This window comes from Pseudomonas sp. XWY-1 (genome assembly GCF_002953115.1).
In the GTDB taxonomy this organism is placed as follows: Bacteria; Pseudomonadota; Gammaproteobacteria; order Pseudomonadales; family Pseudomonadaceae; genus Aquipseudomonas; species Aquipseudomonas alloputida.
Genome location: NZ_CP026332.1, coordinates 5,761,164 through 5,780,509 on the forward strand (window position 1 = coordinate 5,761,164; position 19,346 = coordinate 5,780,509).

Genomic DNA, 19,346 nt, shown 5'->3' on the forward strand with positions numbered 1-19,346 from the left:
TTGTGCAAAGTTGACCGAAGCCTCAGAATCGCCCTTCGTTGATCACCCCAGAATGAAGGACTGCCCCCATGCACGTCGCGCCCACCACAGAACTCAAGGCTTTGCTGCGCCTGGCCGGGCCGCTGATTGCCTCGCAGTTGGCGCACATGCTGATGGTGCTGACCGACACCCTGATGATGGCCCGCATCAGCCCTCAGGCTTTGGCGGGGGGTGGCCTGGGGGCAGCCAGCTATTCGTTCGTGTCGATCTTCTGCCTGGGCGTGATCGCCGCCGTCGGCACGCTGGTGGCCATTCGCAAGGGTGCCAACGACATCGAAGGCGCCACCCGACTGGCGCAGAACGGCCTGTGGCTGGCCTGGGCCTTGGCGCTGTTCGCCGCGCTGGTGTTGTGGAATCTTGAACCTGTGCTGCTGCTTTTCGGGCAGAAGCCCGAGAACGTGGCCTCGGCCGCCGAATTTCTCACCCTGCTGCCACTGGCCCTGCCCGGTTATCTGACCTTCATGGCCTTGCGTGGCTTCACCAGCGCGCTGGGTCGCTCGACCCCGGTGATGGTCATCAGTTTGTTCGGCACGGTGCTCAACTACCTGTTCAACGTGGCACTGATCGAAGGCATGTTCGGCCTGCCCAAGCTGGGCCTGATGGGTATCGGTCTGGTCACTGCAGTGGTGTCGATGGGCATGGCCGCTGCCTTGGCGTTGTATATCCGCTGGCACCCGGCCTATACCGCCTACCCGCTGCGCAAGGGCCTGTCACGCCCATCACTGGCGGCCCTGCGCGAGCTGTGGCGGCTGGGCCTGCCGATTGGCGGTACCTACATGGTGGAAGTGGGCCTGTTCGCATTCGCCGCGCTGTGCATGGGCGTGCTGGGCAGCACCGAGCTGGCGGCGCACCAGATTGCCCTGCAGATCGTGTCCACGGCATTCATGGTGCCGACTGGCTTGTCCTATGCGGTGACCATGCGCGTCGGCCTGTACTACGGCGCTGGCAACCTGCTGGCGGCGCGCAGCGCCGGGCGGGTGGGCATAGGGTTTGGGGCCATGATCATGTTTGCCTTCGCCGCGCTGTTCCTGCTGCTGCCCGAAGCACTGGTAGGGCTGTTCATCGACCGTAATGACCCGGCCTTTGCCGCGATCTTCCAGGTGGCCGTGCAGTTGTTGATGGTGGCGGCGTGGTTCGAACTGTTCGACGGCATGCAGACGATTGCCATGGGCTCGATCCGTGGCCTGAAAGACGCCAAGACCACCTTCCTGATCGGGCTGGTGTGCTACTGGCTGGTGGGGGCGCCGAGCGCCTGGTTGTTCACCTTTACCCTAGGCGGTGGTGCAGTAGGGATCTGGTGGGGGCTGGCGCTGGGGCTGGCATGTGCGGCGGTGGCGCTGACGTTTGGCTTTGAGTGGCGGATGAAGCGGTTGTTGGGGAAGGCTTGGGCTACCGGGAAGGCGACGGCTTCGGCCTGACGTGGGGGCCTCTTCGCGGGTAAACCCGCTCCTACAACGGCCTGTGTCCAACCCCGGTGTGTGTGTCCACCGCAGATCAGTGTGTAGGAGCGGGTTTACCCGCGAATGGGCCGGGCCTGCTGGCCAATCTCCACCAGACGTTCACCGTTGCCGCCACCACCGTATTCGCGGGTAAACCCGCTCCTACAGGACGGCCTCCAACTGGCGTCCGGGCGCCTGCAGCAAATACGCCATCAATTCCCCTATCGGTAGCGGTTTGCTGACCAGGAAGCCTTGCACCTGGTCGCAACCAAACCCACGCAGCAACGCCAGTTGCTCTTCACTCTCCACACCCTCGGCCACCACCTCGAGGTTGAGGTTGTGCGCCAGGTTGATCATGGCGTGTACCAGCTTGCGATTCTCTTCGCGCATTTCCATTTCCGCAACAAAGCTGCGGTCCACCTTGAGCAAGGTGATCGGCAGGCTGTTGAGGTGCACGAACGAAGAAAACCCGGTGCCGAAATCATCGAGCGAGAAGCGCACGCCCAGGCGGCCCAGCGCGTCCATGGTCTGGCGCACCACCTCGTTGCGGCGCATCACCGCCGTCTCGGTCAGCTCGAACTCAAGCCAGCGGGCATCCACACCGTGCTCAAGGATCAGGCGACTCAACGTGGCCAGTAGCTGGCTGTCCTGGAACTGACGGAAACTCAGGTTGACCGCCATGTGCAGCGGTTCCAGGCCACGCTCGCACAATGCCTGCATGTCACGCAGGGCACGGGAAATAACCCAATAACCCAAGGGCACGATCAGGCCGCTCTGCTCGGCCAGTGGCACGAACTCGCTAGGCGGCAGCAGCCCGCGTTCGGCATGGCGCCAGCGCACCAGCGCCTCCAGGCCAACAATGCGCCCGTCAGCCAGGTTCAGCCGGGGCTGATAGTGCAGCTCCAGTTCGTCGCGGCGCAGGGCGCGGCGCAACTCGCTTTCCAGGTCGGCAAGGCTGCGTGCGTTGCGGTTGATGCGTTCGTTGAACACATGGAAGGTGCAGCCCTGGCTGCCCTTGGCCTGACGCATGGCGATGTGCGCGTGCCACATCAACGGATCGGCGCCGCTCTGCGCGCGAGCATGTGCAAGGCCCAGGCTGCAGCCCAGCAGCAGGCTCTCGCCGTCGATCCAGTAGGGCTCGGCCAAGGCCTCGACGATGCGTTCGGCAATCCATTCGGCGCGGTTGGCATCACGACGGGTGTCGATCAGCAGGGCGAACTCGTCGCTACCCAGACGTGCCAGCTGGTCACCCGCCTCCAGCTGATGCTTCAGCCGTGCCACCACCTGCAGGATCAACCGGTCACCGCTCTGGTGGCCCAGGGCGTCGTTGACGTGGCGGAAGTTGTCCAGGTCCAGGTGGCCAAGCGCAACACCACGGCCTTCGTTTTCGGCCAGGCGTGCATTGAGCAAAGCCTGGAAGCCCTGGCGGTTGGCGATGCCGGTCAGCGGGTCCTGCTCGGCAAGGCGCTGCAAGGTGGCGACCAGCACCCCGCGCTCTCGCACATGACGCAGTGAGCGGCGCAGAGTATCGGCGTTGAGCTGGTCGCGCACCAGCCAGTCGCTGACAGCGCTGGGCGCGGCCTCAGGCTCGTGGTCAAGCAGCAGGATGGTCGGCAGCTCGCAACGCCCGGGGGCAGGCTGCAAGCCTGGCGTTGCCAGCACGACGGCCTGGCGATCATGGCTGAACAGGCTGTCGACCGCCTCCCAGTTTGGCGCAGTCAATAGCACGGCGCTGCCACCCAGTGCGGGCATGCACGCGTGCAACGAGGCAGCCCATTCCGGCTCATCGGCCAACAGCAGCAAACGCAAAGGTTCGACAGGCGTGGACAAGCGGGCTCCTTAGGGCTTGACGGTGCAACGAGATCTGGAGGGGATGCTACTGCATTCAATGAAAATGATTTTCACTTTTATACATGGTTTTTTCGAGCGTAGCATTCCGACGTATTTTGTCGTGCATCCTGCGCGAAACGAGTCAAACCGGCAAATATGATTTTTTCAGCTACTAGCATTAGTGACACTAATAATTAGGCGGACAAAAGTCTGACTCAGACGTCAGACGGTCGCGCCACAACGGCCCCATGCCTGTTAGAATGCGCGGCTATTTTCTGGCGACCCCCGGTTTCTAGCATGTCCCGACTCAATCCCCGGCAGCAGGAAGCCCGTGACTATGTCGGCGGCCCTCTTTTGGTGCTCGCCGGTGCAGGTTCGGGCAAGACCAGCGTGATCACGCGCAAGATTGCCCACCTCATCCAGAACTGCGGCATCCGCGCCCAGTACATCGTGGCGATGACCTTCACCAACAAGGCTGCGCGCGAGATGAAGGAGCGGGTCGCCACCTTGCTGCGCCCGGGGGAAGGCCGTGGCCTGACCGTGTGTACGTTCCACAACCTGGGCCTGAACATCATCCGCAAGGAACACGAGCGCCTGGGCTACAAACCGGGTTTCTCGATCTTCGACGAGTCCGACATCAAGGCGTTGCTGTCGGACATCATGCAGAAGGAATACTCCGGCGACGACGGCATCGACGAGATCAAGAACATGATCGGTGCCTGGAAGAACGACCTGGTCCTGCCGCCAGAAGCCCTGGAAAAGGCGCGCAACCCGCGCGAGCAGACCGCCGCCATCGTCTACACCCACTATCAGCGCACGCTCAAGGCGTTCAACGCGGTGGACTTCGACGACCTGATCCTGCAGCCGGTCAAGCTGTTCCAGGAACACCCCGAGGTGCTGGAGCGCTGGCAGAACCGCGTGCGCTACCTGCTGGTGGACGAATACCAGGACACCAACGCCAGCCAGTACCTGCTGGTGAAGATGCTGATCGGCATGCGCAACCAGTTCACCGTGGTGGGCGACGACGACCAGTCGATCTACGCCTGGCGCGGCGCACGCCCTGAGAACCTGATGCTGCTCAAGGAGGACTACCCCTCCCTGAAGATCGTCATGCTCGAGCAGAACTACCGCTCCACCAGCCGCATCCTGCGCTGCGCCAACGTGTTGATCGCCAACAATCCGCATGCGTTCGAAAAGCAGCTGTGGAGCGAAATGGGCGTGGGCGACGAGATCCGCGTGATCCGCTGCAAGAACGAGGAAGCCGAGGCCGAACGCGTGGCCATGGAAATCCTCACCTTGCACCTGCGCACCAACCGCCCGTACAGCGACTTCGCCATCCTCTACCGCGGCAACTACCAGGCCAAGCTGATCGAGCTGAAGCTGCAGCATCACCAGGTGCCGTATCGCCTGTCGGGTGGCAACAGTTTCTTCGGCCGCCAGGAGGTCAAGGACCTGATGGCCTACCTGCGCTTGCTGGTGAACCCGGACGACGACAACGCCTATTTGCGGGTAATCAACGTACCGCGCCGGGAAATCGGCTCCACCACCCTGGAAAAGCTCGGCAACTACGCCACCGAGCGCGGCATTTCGATGTACGCCGCCAGCGAGGAACTGGGCCTGGGTGAGCACCTGGACGCCCGCTACACCGAGCGTTTGCAGCGCTTCAAGCACTGGCTGGATGGGGTGCGCCACAAGGTTGCCCTGGAAGACCCGATTGCCGCGTTGCACGAAATGATCCGCGACATCGACTACGAAAACTGGATCCGCCAGCAGACCGCCAGCGACAAGGCTGCAGAGTTCCGGATCAGCAACGTCTGGTTCCTGGTGGAAGCGCTGAAAAACACCCTCGAGAAGGACGAAGAGGGTGACATGACCATCGAAGACGCCATCGGCAAGTTGGTGCTGCGCGACATGCTCGAGCGCCAGCAGGAAGAAGAAGAGAACGCCGAAGGTGTTCAGATGATGACCCTGCATGCCTCCAAGGGCCTGGAATTCCCCTACGTGTTCATCATGGGCATGGAAGAGGAAATCCTCCCGCACCGCTCCAGCATCGAGGCCGACACCATCGAAGAGGAACGCCGCCTGGCCTACGTGGGCATCACCCGCGCGCGCCAGACCCTGGCCTTCACCTTCGCCGCCAAGCGCAAGCAGTACGGTGAAATCATCGACTGCACGCCCAGCCGGTTCCTCGACGAACTGCCGCCGGACGACCTGGCCTGGGAGGGCCTGGACGATGCGCCGGTCGAGGTGAAGGCCGCTCGCGGCAACAACGCCCTGGCCGATATCCGGGCAATGCTCAAACGCTGATCAACCATTACTCTTTAACTTTGCCGCTTTTAGCGGCCACGGTGGTTTGTATGGCCGATTTGAGCTCACAGATCGCCCATACAGACCACTATCTACATCGAGGAAATCACAGTGGAAGCACTGCATCAGAAGATTCGCGAAGAAGGCATCGTGCTTTCCGATCAGGTTCTCAAAGTCGACGCGTTTCTCAACCACCAGATCGATCCCGCGCTGATGCAGCTGATCGGTGACGAGTTCGCTCGCCTGTTCGCCGACGCCGGCGTGACCAAGATCGTCACCATCGAAGCCTCGGGCATTGCCCCGGCGGTGATGACCGGTCTGAAACTGGGTGTGCCGGTCATCTTCGCTCGCAAGCACCAGTCGCTGACCCTGACCGAGAACCTGCTGACCGCCTCGGTGTATTCCTTCACCAAGCAGACCGAGAACACCGTGGCCATCTCGCCGCGTCACCTCAACAGCAGCGACCGCGTGCTGGTGATCGACGACTTCCTGGCCAACGGCAAAGCCTCGCAGGCGCTGATCTCGATCATCAAGCAGGCAGGTGCCACCGTGGCGGGCCTGGGTATCGTGATCGAGAAGTCGTTCCAGGGCGGCCGTGCCGAACTGGACAGCCAGGGCTACCGCGTTGAATCGCTGGCCCGGGTGAAGTCGCTGGAAGGTGGTGTGGTCAGCTTCATCGAATAAGGCCTCACCGCCCCGGCGTAGGAGCGGGTTTACCCGCGAATGCGATGGCAGATTCAATATCGCATTCGCGGGTAAACCCGCTCCTACACGGGGCCAGTGTGCGCAGGCGATTAACTTGTAGCCTGTAAGCCTGCCAGCAGTAGCCGCTGATAAAGCTCCTCTTTCAACCCTTGCGGAACCTCCAGCCCCATCCGCGCCAGATGCCGCTCATACCCCTCCGGCCCCGGCGCATCCAGCGCGGCCTTGCCCAGCTCCAGCACCTCGCTCAGCTTGAACTTACTCTTCAACCAGTTCAGCGCCCGCAACAGATCCCGCTCCTCGGCCGTAAAGTCGGTGCCCATCGGATACTCCGGGAACAGCCGCGCATGCTGTGCCCTGATCGCCTCCAGGCGTTGCGGGGTATTGTCGGTAAAGTGCGCCTCCAGCTGAAAGTCGTCGGCAAGCTTGCCAGCTTCTTTTGCCTGCTTGATCAGGCCCGGCTGGAACCGCGAATCGCTCACCGCCAACAACCGCGCAATCACCTCGCTGTCAGTCTGCCCACGCAAGTCCGCAATGCCGTACTCGGTCACCACGATATCGCGCAGGTGCCGGGGAATGGTGCAGTGGCCATAGGTCCAGAACAGGTTCGAGGTCACCTCCCCGCCTGCCTCGCGCCAACTGCGCAATAGCAAGATCGAACGCCCGCCCTCCAGCGCATGGCCCTGGGCAACGAAGTTGTACTGCCCGCCCACGCCACTGAGCACGCGGCCGTCTTCAAGCTGGTCAGCCACCCCGGCGCCGAGCAGGGTCATGCCGAACGCGGTGTTGATGAAGCGCGCATCACGACGTTGTCGGCGCTTGAGTGCCTCCTGCCCATATAGCTCGTTGATGAAGCTGATACGAGTCATGGCAAACTGCGCGCGCTGCTCCAGCGGCATCTCGCGCAAGCGCTGGTAGAACGCCTGCGGGCCGAGGAAAAAGCCGCCATGCAGTATTGCGCCCTGCTCGTCCGCCGGGCGTCGTAGCAGCCCTGCTTCAGCCAGCACCAGCAGGCCGTTGACGAACATCTCGCTGCAGCCGTACAGGCCGTGGGCAAAGGTGTCCAGGCCCCCTTCTCGCTCGATCAATGCCTGCCACGGTCCGACATCCAGCGCCTTGAGCACCGCACGGTAACCGGCGTTGTCGCCCTGACGTGCCAGCAATGCCGCGGCAACCGCATCGCCCATGGCACCAATGCCGATCTGCAGCGTACCGCCATCGCGTACCAGGCTGCTGGCGTGCAGGCCGATGCAGTGGTCCTGGATGCCGACCGGCATGTTTGGCGTGGAAAACAGCCGACGTTGCTCGGCTTCGTCGAGCAGCAGGTCGAAGGCATCGATGGGCAGCTCGGCATCGCCTGGCATGTAGGGCAGTTCGGCATGCACCTGGCCCAGCATGAGGATGGTTTCGCCAGCAGCGCGGCGCTTGGCGATCATCGGCAGCAGGTCGAGGGTGATGTCTGGGTTGCAGGCCAGGCTCAGGTGCACGGGCTTTTCAGGGGTGGCGGCCACCAACTGGGCGATCAGGTTCAGGCCCTTGGCGTTGATATCCCGTGCGGCGTGGCTGTAGTTGCTGCTGACGTAGTTCTGCTGCGCCGATTCGCTGTGCAGCAGGCTACCGGGCTGCATGAAGAACTGTTCGACCCGAATATTGGGTGGCAACGTGTCGTTGCGCAGGTCTGCGAGGTAACTGAGCTCTTCGTAGTCAGCGAAGACACGCTCGACGAAGGGTTCGAGAAAACGCCGCTGCAGGCCATCGCCCAGTGGCGGGCGGCCGAGGGAAAGTGCGGTGTAGATGGTCAGGCGCCGTTCGGGCAGCTCGCGTACGCGGGCGTAAAGCGCGTTGACGAAGGCATTGGGTTTGCCCAGGCCCAAAGGCAGGCCCATGTGGATATGGGCTGGCAGCCGGGACAAGACCTGCTCGACAGCCTGGTCGATGGAGCAGAGGTGCATCTGGGCCTCCTGAAACATCCATGGGTTCAGGAGTTGGACATGGATTCTAAAGGTTGGTTGCCGGGCCTCTATCGGCTAGGCACCACCTCGCAAACGTTGCATTTCCATGCAGCACAGAGGTCTCAGGGTCCGATTGGCCAAACTTGCTAGTCAGAATGTGTCGCCGTTGAGTTGATGGAGAAGCCTAAGCGGCATTCTAACTTCTGACCGCACAATAATATTGCTGAACGTAGGCGGCCTAATCAGCAGAATGTCAGGACTCGGACGATCAAATTGCACGCCCACTCTCCACCGCTCAACTCCTCTTCCGTACACCGCAAAAATCCGTCCATCCTTTCCAGCATACTTGTTAGCGTGCCTATAATTTGTCGATACATAGAACCCTTTGCCTAAAAGATCGCGCTTCAAAAGGCTTGCATTCACTCCAGCCTCCAACGACTGCGTATGCTTATTCTGGCTACCATGAAAGCCAATCAAAACATAATCATCTGACACTCTGTCAGTTTTCTTGACAACGTTGATTCTGTATTCATCTGGGATATTGCGGTAACTAACGAAATGCGTTTCGGTCTCCGCTGATGCGAGCTGGTTTACAATGGGAGGCAAGTTCAGTTTTTTGGGGATGAGACGTCTGTAGAGTTTAACGAAGGACCTACCAACCGAATTTTCACCACTGGGATCATGTCGGTTTATGGGATCTCCAAGGCAGTACGCGTACGAATTCAATCCGCCAGTTGCGAAGGGACTCATCCTGTCCGGGCTAATGAACCGCATCAATGATGTGCTGAATGATCGATGGCCATTGCCCAGTGGATAGTAACCGGAAGCAGGATCCAGGCGGTCACCATTGAAGCCGAGCAGACTCGGGGTGGTCGCTTGGTAGCCGTATGGTGTATACCCCAGACCTTGATGAGAGCTGCCGGTAATCAGCCTTGCCGATTGCCTTAGACTGACGGCGTTTTGTTCCGAACAGTTTCCGCCCGCTGGAACCGAATCCATTGTTCCATACCCACCACCTTAAGATGCTCCAGTATTCGGCGGAAAATCCGTAGATACAACTGGTAGAAAAGCTAGTTGTACAGAATCTCTCTCAATGTCGTCACGGCGTTGATTGGTTGCCTGTGCAGGCCCGTTCGCGGCAAAGCCACTCCTACGGGGATCGCGTTGCCCGATAGGAGCGGCTTTGCCGCGAACGGGCCGGTAAAGACGCCCCAAAAACAAAGCCCGCCATCAACGGCGGGCCTCATGCAATTCAGCTGTAAATCACAGCCCGGACATTTTCTTGATCGCCCCTTTCAGGTCTTCATCCGAGCAGTCTGCACAGGTGCCCTTTGGCGGCATGGCGTTGATGCCAGTAATGGCCTTGGCCAGGATGCCGTCCAGGCCGCCCTGGTGGTCGGCGCGTTCTTTCCACGCCGCGGTGTCACCAATTTTAGGCGCGCCGAGCAAGCCGCTGCCATGGCAGGCATTGCAGTGCTTGGCGATGATTTCATCCGGCGTTTTGGCTCCCCCGCCACCCGCTGCAGCGGCCACTTCCATGCCTTTGCACTCCTGGCCCTGGACGCACACCTGGCCAACCGGCTCCAGGCGCTTGGCGATGTCGTCATTGGTCGCAGCGGTTGCGCTCATTGCCCAGAGGGCGAATACGGCTGCTGGTACGGCCAGCATCTTCTTGATTTGATTCACGCGAACACCCTCATGGTGGCTAATCACGCTCGCGGCCACGGATCGGCGAGCGTTGAAAAGTATAGCGGGAACCCAGAGGCCGTGAAACGACCCCACACAGGAAAGGGGTATTGCCGACTCAATGCACTGCGCTGGATCAAAAGTTTGAAGGCGTCGCCGCACTGATCAGCCGCGCCGGCTGGTCGAATGGGTTGCGGAAGCGATGCGGGCGGGTGCTTTCGAAGTAGTAGCTGTCGCCTTCTTCGAGAACGAAAATCTCGTTGCCGACCACCAGCTCCAGGCGGCCTTCAAGCAGGATACCGGTCTCCTCGCCGTCGTGGGTGAGCATCTCGGCACCGGTGTCCGCACCTGGCGGGTACACCTCGGTCAGAAAAGCGATGGCACGGTTGGGGTGCGACTTGCCCACCAGCTTCATGGTCACCGCACCGTCCGAGATATCAATCAGCTCATGGGCCTTGTAGACGATCTGAGTGGGGCTTTGGGGCTCCAGCTCGACCGAAAAGAATTCGACCATGGACATGGGAATGCCGCTCAGCACTTTGCGCAGCGAGCTGATAGAGGGGCTTACGCTGTTCTTCTCGATCATCGAGATGGTGCTGTTGGTCACGCCAGCACGCTTGGCGAGTTCGCGCTGCGACAGGCCCTTGAGCTTGCGGATGGCTTGCAGTCGTTCGCCGACGTCCAAAGCTGGAGCCTCCTGAAACGGTAAAAGGGGGGTGGATGTGAACGATATCATGGCAATGCCGTTCAGTATTTACAACACACCGCCCCCAACCTGTCCGCTTCAGCGTCTCATTCGCCGATGTAGTCCCGTGGTACCCGCTTCAGGTTACAGAAGATCTGATAGGGAATAGTGCCCGCATGCGCGGCCACTTCACTGGCCAGCACCTGCTTGCCCCAGAATTCGACCGGGCTGCCGACAGTGGCTTGCGGTACGTCGGTGAGGTCGATGCTGAGCATGTCCATCGACACCCGGCCGATCAGCTGGGTGCGCTTGCCAGCGACCAGCACCGGGGTGCCGTTGGGCGCCTGGCGCGGGTAGCCATCGGCATAGCCCATGGCGACCACACCCACGCGGGTCGGCCGAGGGCTGACGAACTTGGCACCATAGCCAACCGGCTCGCCGGCAGGCAGCTCGCGCACGCTGATCACCCGCGATTGCAGGGTCATCACCGGTTGCAGGCGGGCGGCCTCGGCCTGCGCCACTTCGAACGGCGTGGCGCCGTACAGCATCAGGCCTGGGCGCACCCAGTCGCTGGGCGCTTGCGGCCAGCCCAGCACGCCGGGCGAGTTACGCAGGCTGCATTCGGCGGCCAGGCCCTGTCGGGCAGCTTCGAACACAGCGATCTGCTGGGAGGTGGCGTCAGCGTCCAGTTCGTCGGCGCGAGCGAAGTGGCTCATCAACACGATGCGCGAAACCTTGCCGCTGGCCAGCAGTCGCTGGTAGGCATCGTGGTAGTCCTTGGGGTGCAGGCCAACGCGGTGCATGCCACTGTCCAGCTTCAGCCAGACGTTGAGCGGTTTGTGCAGCGGGGTTTTATCGATGGCGTCCAGTTGCCACAGCGAGTGCACCACGCACCACAGGTCGTGCTCGGCGATCAGCGCCAGTTCGCTGGCTTCGAAAAAACCTTCCAGCAGCAGTACCGGGGCTTTGATACCGGCGGCGCGCAGTTCCAGCGCCTCTTCGATGCAGGCCACGGCAAAGCCGTCGGCTTCGGCCTCCAGGGCCAGGGCGCAGCGCACGGCGCCGTGGCCGTAGGCATCGGCCTTGATCACGGCGAGGGCTTTGGCACCCGTCAGTTCACGGGCCAGACGGTAGTTGTGGCGCAGGGCCTGGAGGTCGATCAGGGCGCGGGCGGGACGCATGGCGGCTGCCTTATGGTGGTTCGGGTTGAAATCGGTGGTGGATTCTTCGCGGGCTTGCCCGCTCCCACAGGTAGTGCACAGCGTTCAAAAGCTGTGGTGTACCTGTGGAATGGACCGGCACAGGCTATTACTGCTGGTGAACCGGCGCGCTTTGCCCGTGCTTGGCCACTTCCCGGCTGTTGCCATAACGGGAGATATCCAGGCCTTCGGCACTGATCTGCGGCTTCTTGCGCGCAATCAGGTCGGCCAGCAGGCGACCGGAACCGCACGCCATGGTCCAGCCCAAGGTACCGTGACCGGTGTTCAGGAACAGGTTGCGGAACGCCGTGGCACCCACGATCGGTGTGCCGTCCGGGGTCGCCGGGCGCAAGCCGGTCCAGAAGCTGGCCTGGCTCAGGTCACCGCCGCGAGGATAAAGGTCGTTGACGATCATCTCCAGCGTTTCGCGCCGACGCGGGTTCAGCGACAGGTCAAAACCAGCGATTTCAGCCATGCCCCCAACGCGGATGCGGTTGTCGAAACGGGTGATGGCAACCTTGTAGGTCTCGTCGAGAATGGTCGAAGTCGGGGCCATGTCGCTGTTGGTGATCGGCACGGTCAGCGAATAGCCTTTCAGCGGATACACCGGAGCCTTGATGCCCAGCGGCTTGAGCATCTGTGGCGAGTAGCTGCCCAGCGCCAGCACGTAGCGGTCTGCCGTTTCCAGCTTGCCGTCGATCCACACGCCATTGATGCGGTCACCCGCGAAGTCCAGGCGCTGGATGTCCTGGCCGAAGCGGAACTCCACGCCCAGCTTCAACGCCATGTCGGCAAGCTTGGTGGTAAACAGCTGGCAGTCGCCAGTCTGGTCGTTCGGCAGGCGCAGGGCGCCGGCCAGGATATCTTTCACGCCGGCCAGGGCGGGTTCGACGCGGGCAATGCCGTCGCGGTCGAGCAGCTCGTAGGGCACACCGGACTGTTCGAGTACGGCAATGTCCTTGGCCGCAGCATCGACCTGGGCCTGGGTGCGGAACAGCTGGGTGGTGCCCAGGCTGCGGTTTTCGTAGTTGATGCCGGTTTCGGCGCGCAGTTCGTCGAGGCAGTCACGGCTGTACTCGGACAGGCGCACCATGCGCTCCTTGTTCACCGCGTAGCGGCTGGCAGTGCAGTTGCGCAGCATCTGTGCCATCCACAGGTACTGGTCGACATCGCCCGTGAGCTTGATGGCCAGGGGAGCGTGACGTTCCAGCAGCCACTTGATGGCTTTGAGCGGTACACCAGGGGCAGCCCAGGGCGAGGCATAGCCGGGCGAGATCTGGCCGGCGTTGGCAAAGCTGGTTTCCATGGCCACCGCCGGCTGGCGGTCGACCACCGTGACTTCGAAACCTTGCCGGGCCAGGTAATAGGCACTGGCGGTTCCGATTACACCGCTACCAAGTACCAGAACTCGCATCGTTTTATCCCTCACACGCGGCGCGCCGCACACTTTTATTGAAATGGCATGAATGGGCGCAGTATAGGAATTTGAGACCAGTGCAATTCACTATATAAAAGCCTATTATTGGCGAGAATTCTCGGCAAAATCGCCTTTCACGGAGGGGCATCCCCTATGAGAACCCAGCACCAGACCAAGCGTGAACTGGACAAGATCGACCGCAACATCCTGCGTATCCTGCAGAATGACGGGCGTATCTCCTTCACCGAACTGGGCGAGAAAGTTGGGCTGTCCACCACCCCTTGCACCGAGCGGGTTCGCCGCCTGGAGCGCGAGGGCATCATCATGGGCTACAACGCCCGCCTGAACCCGCAGCACCTCAAGGGCAGCCTGCTGGTGTTCGTGGAAATCAGCCTGGACTACAAGTCGGGCGACACCTTCGAGGAGTTCCGCCGCGCGGTCTTGAAGCTGCCCCACGTGCTGGAATGCCACCTGGTGTCGGGTGATTTCGACTACCTGGTTAAAGCGCGTATTTCGGAAATGGCCTCATACCGCAAGCTGCTCGGCGACATCCTGCTGAAACTGCCGCACGTGCGCGAATCGAAGAGCTACATCGTGATGGAAGAGGTGAAGGAGAGCCTCTGCCTGCCGATCCCGGACTGAGGCTAGACCAGCACCTGGCGGGTGGTGGCAATGAACTGGTGGACCAACTGTTCAGCGGCGGGGTCGATCATCGGTTCAGGGCCACGACCACGCGGGCAGGCCATGCGCGGGGTGGTGCCGAACAGCCGGCAGATCATCGGCCGCTCTTCATACACCGTGCAGCCGTTGGGGCCCAGGTGCACGCAGTCCAGACGCTCCAGAGCAGCGTCCTGCTCGGCCTGGGACTTGCGCGGCAGGCGGGCCATTTCCTCCGCCGAGGTGGTGACCGGGCCGCAGCAGTCGTGGCAGCCGGGCTCGCACTCGAAAGAGGGGATGAGTTCGCGCAGGAAGTGGATCTTGTGGCGGTTGCAGGACATGACGGGATACAAGCTGACAAAGTGATTGGATTATAGGCTTATTCGCGGGTTCACCCGCGAACGAGTATGAAGCCCTCGCTGGTTGCCCGGCCGCGATGGCACAGCTTATCCTCGTCCCCCCTCCATTTTTCAGGGCCGCCCCAATGATCCACAGCGCGCAGCACGCCGCCTCCTATTACGCCGCCAGCAGCGCGCCACACCCCGACCACGCCTACCTGCAAGGCGAACACAACGCCGACGTGTGCATCATCGGCGGCGGCTACTCGGGCCTGAACACCGCCATCGAGCTGGCAGAGCGTGGTTTCTCGGTCATCCTGCTGGAAGCGCGCAAACTTGGCTGGGGCGCCAGTGGGCGCAATGGCGGGCAATTGATCCGAGGGGTCGGCCATGGTCTGGAGCAGTTCCTCCCGGTCATCGGCGAAGAAGGCGTGCGCACCATGAAGCTGATGGGCCTGGAGGCCGTACAGATCGTGCGCGAGCGGGTAGAAAAGCATGCTATCGCCTGCGACCTGGCCTGGGGCTACTGCGACCTGGCCAACAAACCCGCCGAGCTGCTGGGCTTTGCCGAAGACGCTGAGGAGCTGCGCAGTCTGGGCTATGCACATGAGCTGCGGCTGGTCGGCAAGGACGATATCCACAGCGTGGTGGGTGCCGACTGCTATGTGGGGGGGCTGGTCGACATGGGCTCCGGGCATCTGCATCCGCTCAATCTGGCACTGGGTGAAGCCGCCGCAGCCGCCCGCCTGGGCGTGAAGTTGTTCGAGCAATCCGAAGTCACCCGCATCGACTATGGCACTGAAGTGCAGGTGCATACCGCCCAAGGCCGGGTACGCGCCAAGACCCTGGTACTGTGCTGCAACGCCTACCACAACGACCTCAATCGCGAGCTGGGCGGCAAGGTGCTGCCGGCCGGCAGCTACATCATCGCCACCGAGCCGCTGGGCGAAGAACGCGCACGCGCATTGCTGCCGCAGAATATGGCGGTGTGTGACCAGCGCGTGGCGCTGGACTACTACCGCCTGTCCGCCGACCACCGCCTGCTGTTTGGCGGTGCCTGCCACTATTCAGGCCGCGACCCGAAGGACATCGCCGCCTATATGCGGCCGAAGATGCTCAAGGTGTTCCCGCAGCTTGCCGACGTGCGCATCGACTACCAGTGGGGCGGCATGATCGGCATTGGTGCCAATCGCCTGCCGCAGGTTGGCCGCCTGGCCAGCCAGCCGAACGTGTATTACGCCCAGGCCTACTCGGGCCATGGGCTCAACGCCACCCACCTGGCCGCGCGCCTGCTGGGTGAAGCCATCAGTGGCCAGGAAAGCGGGCGCTTCGACCTTTTCAACAAGGTGCCGCACATCACCTTCCCTGGCGGCAAGCACCTGCGCTCGCCACTGCTGGCGCTGGGGATGCTGTGGCATCGCCTGAAAGAGCTGGCCTGAAAGTCCCCATCCTTGTGGCAGCAACTGTCTTGCTTAAAATCTAAAAGCTGACGCGCCCCCTGTGGGAGCGGGCGTGCCCGCGAACACGGGCGAAGCCCGTGCCATCCTCCGCGACTTCTGCTTCGCGGGCATGCCCGCTCCCACAGGGTCGGTGCAGGTTTTAAGTCTGGGGCACAACAGGCCCTCCTGCGACCATCGTGTCAGTCCTTCCAGAAGGGTTTCCGCCCTTCGATCCGGGCCTGCTCCCAGCTCAGCCCGACATCGCGCAACTCGTCATCGGTCAGCTGCAGCAACGCCCTGCGGGTATGCCAGCGATGCAGCATCAGCCCCCAACGCCCCAAACCCTCTGGCGCGTTGAACACCTTGGCCTGCTGCCCGGCTTCCAGTTCCTTGGCCAACAGTTGCAAGCGCACATCGCTCATGCCACCCATCACCGCATCCTCCCGTTCAGTTGTTACCGTGGAGAAAGCATGCGCGTCGGCACCCTCGACAATACAGATCCAATACAGCCTTATTATTCCCATACAGAATTGGCCGCTGGCCGACTGAATGCTGTATTTTCAGCCCAACTGTACCGGTCGCTATGCCAATGCAGCGCAGGAGTATGCCTTGACCCTCTACCTGAATCTCGCCGAAATACTCGGCGCCCGCATCGAGCAGGGCCTCTATCGCCCTGGCCAGCGCCTGCCGTCTGTACGCGCACTGAGTGAGGAGCACGGGGTCAGCCTGAGCACCGTGCAGCAGGCCTATCGCATGCTCGAAGACAGCGGCATGGTCTCGCCGCGGCCCAAGTCCGGCTACTTCGTCAGCGACCAACGGCAGTTGCCGGCACTGCCCGCAGTCAGCCGCCCGGCCCAGCGCCCGGTGGACATCTCGCAGTGGGAACAGGTGCTGGAGCTGGTGCGCAGTACGCCGCGCCATGATGTGGTGCAACTCGGCCGCGGCATGCCCGACATCGACAGCCCTACCCTGAAGCCGCTGCTGCGCAGCCTTGCCCAGTTGAGCCGGCGCCAGGACATGCCTGGCCTGTACTACGACAACATCCACGGTAACCTGGCCCTGCGCGAACAGGTGGCCCGGCTGATGCTCGACTCCGGCTGCCGCCTGGGGCCGGCCGACCTGGTGATCACCACCGGCTGCCATGAGGCGCTGTCATGCAGCATCCGCGCAGTCTGCGAGCCAGGCGACATCGTCGCGGTCGACTCGCCCAGCTTCCACGGCGCCATGCAAACCCTCAAGGGCTTGGGCATGAAAGCGCTGGAAATCCCCACCGACCCGGTCACCGGCATCAGCCTGGAGGCGCTGGAGCTGGCCCTGGAGCAGTGGCCGATCAAGCTCATCCAGATCACCCCCAGCTGCAACAACCCGCTGGGCTACATCATGCCTGAGGCACGCAAGAAGGCCCTGCTGAGCCTCGCCCAACGCTATGACGTGGCGATTCTGGAAGACGATGTGTACGGCGACCTGGCCTATACCTACCCACGCCCACGCACCCTGAAGTCGTTCGACGACGATGGCCGCGTGCTGCTCTGCAGCTCGTTCTCCAAAACCCTCGCGCCTGGCCTGCGGATCGGCTGGGTGGCGCCCGGGCGCTACCTGGAGCGCGTGCTGCACATGAAATACATCAGCACCGGCAGCACCGCCAGCCAGCCTCAGCTGGCCATCGCTGACTTCATCGCCGCCGGGCACTACCAGCCCCATGTACGGCGCATGCGCAGCCAGTACCAGCGTGGCCGCGACCTGATGGGCGACTGGGTGACCCGCTACTTCCCGGCGGGCACCCGGGTCAGCCGGCCCCAGGGCGGCTTCATGCTGTGGGTGGAATTACCCGAACATCTCGATACGCTTCGGCTGAACCGCGCTTTACTGGAGCAGGGCGTGCAGGTTGCCGTGGGCAGCATCTTTTCGGCCTCGGGCAAGTTTCGCCACTGCCTGCGCATGAATTTCGCCGCCAGGCCAACGCCGCAGATCGAAGCCTCCGTGCGCAAGGTTGGTGAAACCGCCCTTCGTCTACTGGATGACGAAAGCGCCGACGCGTAACTTTACGCCGCCCGTCACGGTCAAACCCCTAAAGCCCTTGCTGTAACAGGACGGTCCACCCTTGAGACTCCAGCGAGCCTTGCCTCTGCTGCTGGTGTTGTTGCTCGGCCTTGCCGGTTGCACAAGCATCAGCGCGCCCCGGGAAACCAGCCAGGCGTTGCCTGCCCACGAATCGGCCTTTGGCCGCTCGGTGCTGCGCCAGGCCGCGCCCTATGGCGGCCGCTCGGGCTTTCGCCTGCTGCCCAACAGCAACGAGGCATTTCGCGCCCGCGCCGAACTGATACGCAACGCCCAGGCGAGCATCGACCTGCAGTACTACATCGTCCACGACGGCCTCAGTACCCGCGCCCTTGTGCATGAACTGCTGCGCGCCGCCGACCGTGGCGTGCGCGTGCGCATCCTGCTCGACGACACCACCAGCGACGGCCTGGACACCGTCATGGGCACCCTCGATGCCCACCCGAACATCCACATTCGCGTGTTCAACCCACTGCATCTGGGGCGCAGTACCGGCGTTACGCGCGCCGTGGGCCGGCTGTTCAACTTGTCGCGCCAGCACCGACGCATGCACAACAAGCTGTTCCTGGTGGACAACAGCATGGCCATCGTCGGCGGTCGCAACCTGGGCGACGAGTATTTCGATGCCGAGCCCAACCTCAACTTCACCGACATCGACCTGCTGGGCGTGGGCCCGGTGGCCGAGCAGCTGGGGCACAGCTTCGACCAGTACTGGAACAGCGCCCTCAGCCGGCCGATCACCGATTTCCTCTGGCATGACCCGGATGCCAACGACCTGCGGGCCAGCCGCCAGCGCCTGGAAGTGTCGCTGGCCAAAGCCAGGACCCAGCGCAAGGCCCTGTACGACCGCTTGATGGCCTATCAGTCGCAGCCGCGCCTGGATGTGTGGCGCAACGAGCTGATCTGGGCTCACGCACAGGCCCTATGGGATGCGCCCAGCAAGGTGTTGGCCGAAGACGAACCGGACCCGCAATTACTGCTGAGCCAGCAACTGGCTCCGGACCTGGCTAACGTGCACCGCGAGTTGGTCCTGGCATCGGCCTACTTTGTACCAGGCGAACCGGGGCTGCTGTACCTGACCGGCCGCGCCGACGCTGGCGTTTCGGTGAAGCTGCTGACCAACTCGCTTGAAGCCACCGACGTGCCGGCAGTGCATGGAGGCTATGCCCCCTATCGTCGTGCCTTGCTTGAGCACGGGGTGCAGCTTTACGAGCTTCGCCGCCAGCCAGGCGACCCCAGCGCGGGGCGATTGAGTTTTCGTGGCAGCTCGGATTCGAGCCTGCACACCAAGGCGATCGTGTTCGACCGGCGCAAGACCTTCATCGGCTCGTTCAACTTCGACCCGCGCTCAGTATTGTGGAACACCGAGGTCGGGGTACTGGTGGACAGCCCGGAGCTTGCCGAATACACCCGCGAGCTAGCCCAGCAGGGTATGGCGCCTGCGCTGAGCTATCAGGTGAAACTGATAGGCAACAAGCTGGTGTGGGCGACCGAGGACAATGGCCAACGGCACGTGCTGACGTCTGAGCCGGGTGGGGTCTGGCGGCGGTTCAATGCCTGGATCAGCAAGGCGGTTGGCTTGGAGAAGATGCTATAGC

General features: G+C 62.4%; 16 protein-coding genes. 7 read left to right on the forward strand and 9 right to left on the reverse strand.

The window, feature by feature from the left end; translation table 11 throughout:
* The first annotated feature begins 68 nt into the window (after nt 1–68).
* Nucleotides 69–1,457, forward strand: a complete 1,389-nt coding sequence (locus PRJ_RS26910; RefSeq protein ID WP_070096152.1) for a NorM family multidrug efflux MATE transporter — start codon at nt 69–71, stop codon at nt 1,455–1,457.
* Between the two features lie 183 nt (nt 1,458–1,640).
* On the opposite strand, the gene PRJ_RS26920 is transcribed toward PRJ_RS26910, so the two are convergent.
* A complete protein-coding gene (locus tag PRJ_RS26920; protein WP_014592838.1) occupies nt 1,641–3,308 on the reverse strand; it encodes a bifunctional diguanylate cyclase/phosphodiesterase in 1,668 nt (555 codons plus the stop codon).
* 297 nt (nt 3,309–3,605) lie between these two features.
* On the opposite strand from PRJ_RS26920, the gene rep reads away from it, so the two are divergent.
* Together rep and PRJ_RS26930 are read left to right on the forward strand one after the other, a co-directional pair.
* A complete protein-coding gene (gene rep / locus PRJ_RS26925; RefSeq protein WP_003253537.1) occupies nt 3,606–5,615 on the forward strand; it encodes a DNA helicase Rep in 2,010 nt (669 codons plus the stop codon).
* Between the two features lie 111 nt (nt 5,616–5,726).
* Complete coding sequence (locus PRJ_RS26930) at nt 5,727–6,299, forward strand: xanthine phosphoribosyltransferase (RefSeq protein WP_003253535.1); 573 nt, start codon at nt 5,727–5,729, stop codon at nt 6,297–6,299.
* A 110-nt stretch (nt 6,300–6,409) separates the two neighbouring features.
* Here PRJ_RS26930 and PRJ_RS26935 read toward each other — a convergent pair whose 3' ends face one another.
* The 6 genes from PRJ_RS26935 to dadA form a co-directional block, all read right to left on the reverse strand.
* Nucleotides 6,410–8,269 (reverse strand): acetyl-CoA hydrolase/transferase C-terminal domain-containing protein, encoded by a 1,860-nt coding sequence (locus tag PRJ_RS26935; RefSeq protein ID WP_104962815.1) that lies wholly within the window; start codon nt 8,267–8,269, stop codon nt 6,410–6,412.
* 150 nt (nt 8,270–8,419) lie between these two features.
* Nucleotides 8,420–9,268 (reverse strand): RHS repeat-associated core domain-containing protein, encoded by an 849-nt coding sequence (locus tag PRJ_RS26940; protein WP_104962816.1) that lies wholly within the window; start codon nt 9,266–9,268, stop codon nt 8,420–8,422.
* Nucleotides 9,269–9,532: 264 nt separating this feature from the next.
* The gene (locus PRJ_RS26945) at nt 9,533–9,937 is read right to left on the reverse strand and encodes a cytochrome c5 family protein (RefSeq protein WP_033723760.1); all 405 of its coding nucleotides are present in this window, start codon (nt 9,935–9,937) and stop codon (nt 9,533–9,535) included.
* 154 nt (nt 9,938–10,091) lie between these two features.
* Entirely contained in the window at nt 10,092–10,640 is a 549-nt protein-coding gene (locus tag PRJ_RS26950; protein ID WP_003253526.1) for a cupin domain-containing protein, read from the reverse strand.
* Between the two features lie 107 nt (nt 10,641–10,747).
* A complete protein-coding gene (alr, locus tag PRJ_RS26955; RefSeq protein ID WP_104962817.1) occupies nt 10,748–11,821 on the reverse strand; it encodes an alanine racemase in 1,074 nt (357 codons plus the stop codon).
* A 127-nt stretch (nt 11,822–11,948) separates the two neighbouring features.
* Nucleotides 11,949–13,253 carry a D-amino acid dehydrogenase gene (dadA, locus tag PRJ_RS26960; RefSeq protein ID WP_014592842.1) on the reverse strand — a complete coding sequence of 435 codons (1,305 nt, stop codon included), beginning with the start codon at nt 13,251–13,253 and terminating at the stop codon, nt 11,949–11,951.
* Between the two features lie 156 nt (nt 13,254–13,409).
* Here dadA and PRJ_RS26965 point away from each other — a divergent pair, with 156 nt between their 5' ends.
* Nucleotides 13,410–13,898, forward strand: coding sequence for an Lrp/AsnC ligand binding domain-containing protein (locus PRJ_RS26965; RefSeq protein ID WP_003253520.1), 489 nt, complete (start codon nt 13,410–13,412; stop codon nt 13,896–13,898).
* Between the two features lie 2 nt (nt 13,899–13,900).
* On the opposite strand, the gene PRJ_RS26970 is transcribed toward PRJ_RS26965, so the two are convergent.
* Nucleotides 13,901–14,254, reverse strand: a complete 354-nt coding sequence (locus PRJ_RS26970) for a YkgJ family cysteine cluster protein (protein WP_003253518.1) — start codon at nt 14,252–14,254, stop codon at nt 13,901–13,903.
* A gap of 143 nt (nt 14,255–14,397) precedes the next feature.
* Here PRJ_RS26970 and PRJ_RS26975 point away from each other — a divergent pair, with 143 nt between their 5' ends.
* Complete coding sequence (locus PRJ_RS26975; RefSeq protein ID WP_104886907.1) at nt 14,398–15,690, forward strand: FAD-binding oxidoreductase; 1,293 nt, start codon at nt 14,398–14,400, stop codon at nt 15,688–15,690.
* Between the two features lie 200 nt (nt 15,691–15,890).
* Here the strand turns inward: PRJ_RS26975 and PRJ_RS26985 are convergent, their stop codons facing one another.
* Nucleotides 15,891–16,121 carry a DUF1127 domain-containing protein gene (locus PRJ_RS26985; RefSeq protein ID WP_003253515.1) on the reverse strand — a complete coding sequence of 77 codons (231 nt, stop codon included), beginning with the start codon at nt 16,119–16,121 and terminating at the stop codon, nt 15,891–15,893.
* A 178-nt stretch (nt 16,122–16,299) separates the two neighbouring features.
* Between PRJ_RS26985 and PRJ_RS26990 the strand changes: the two genes are divergently transcribed.
* Both PRJ_RS26990 and PRJ_RS26995 read left to right on the forward strand, forming a co-directional pair.
* Nucleotides 16,300–17,730, forward strand: a complete 1,431-nt coding sequence (locus tag PRJ_RS26990) for a PLP-dependent aminotransferase family protein (RefSeq protein WP_162497232.1) — start codon at nt 16,300–16,302, stop codon at nt 17,728–17,730.
* A 61-nt stretch (nt 17,731–17,791) separates the two neighbouring features.
* Nucleotides 17,792–19,345, forward strand: coding sequence for a phospholipase D family protein (locus PRJ_RS26995; RefSeq protein WP_104886905.1), 1,554 nt, complete (start codon nt 17,792–17,794; stop codon nt 19,343–19,345).
* Nucleotide 19,346 lies beyond the last annotated feature (1 nt).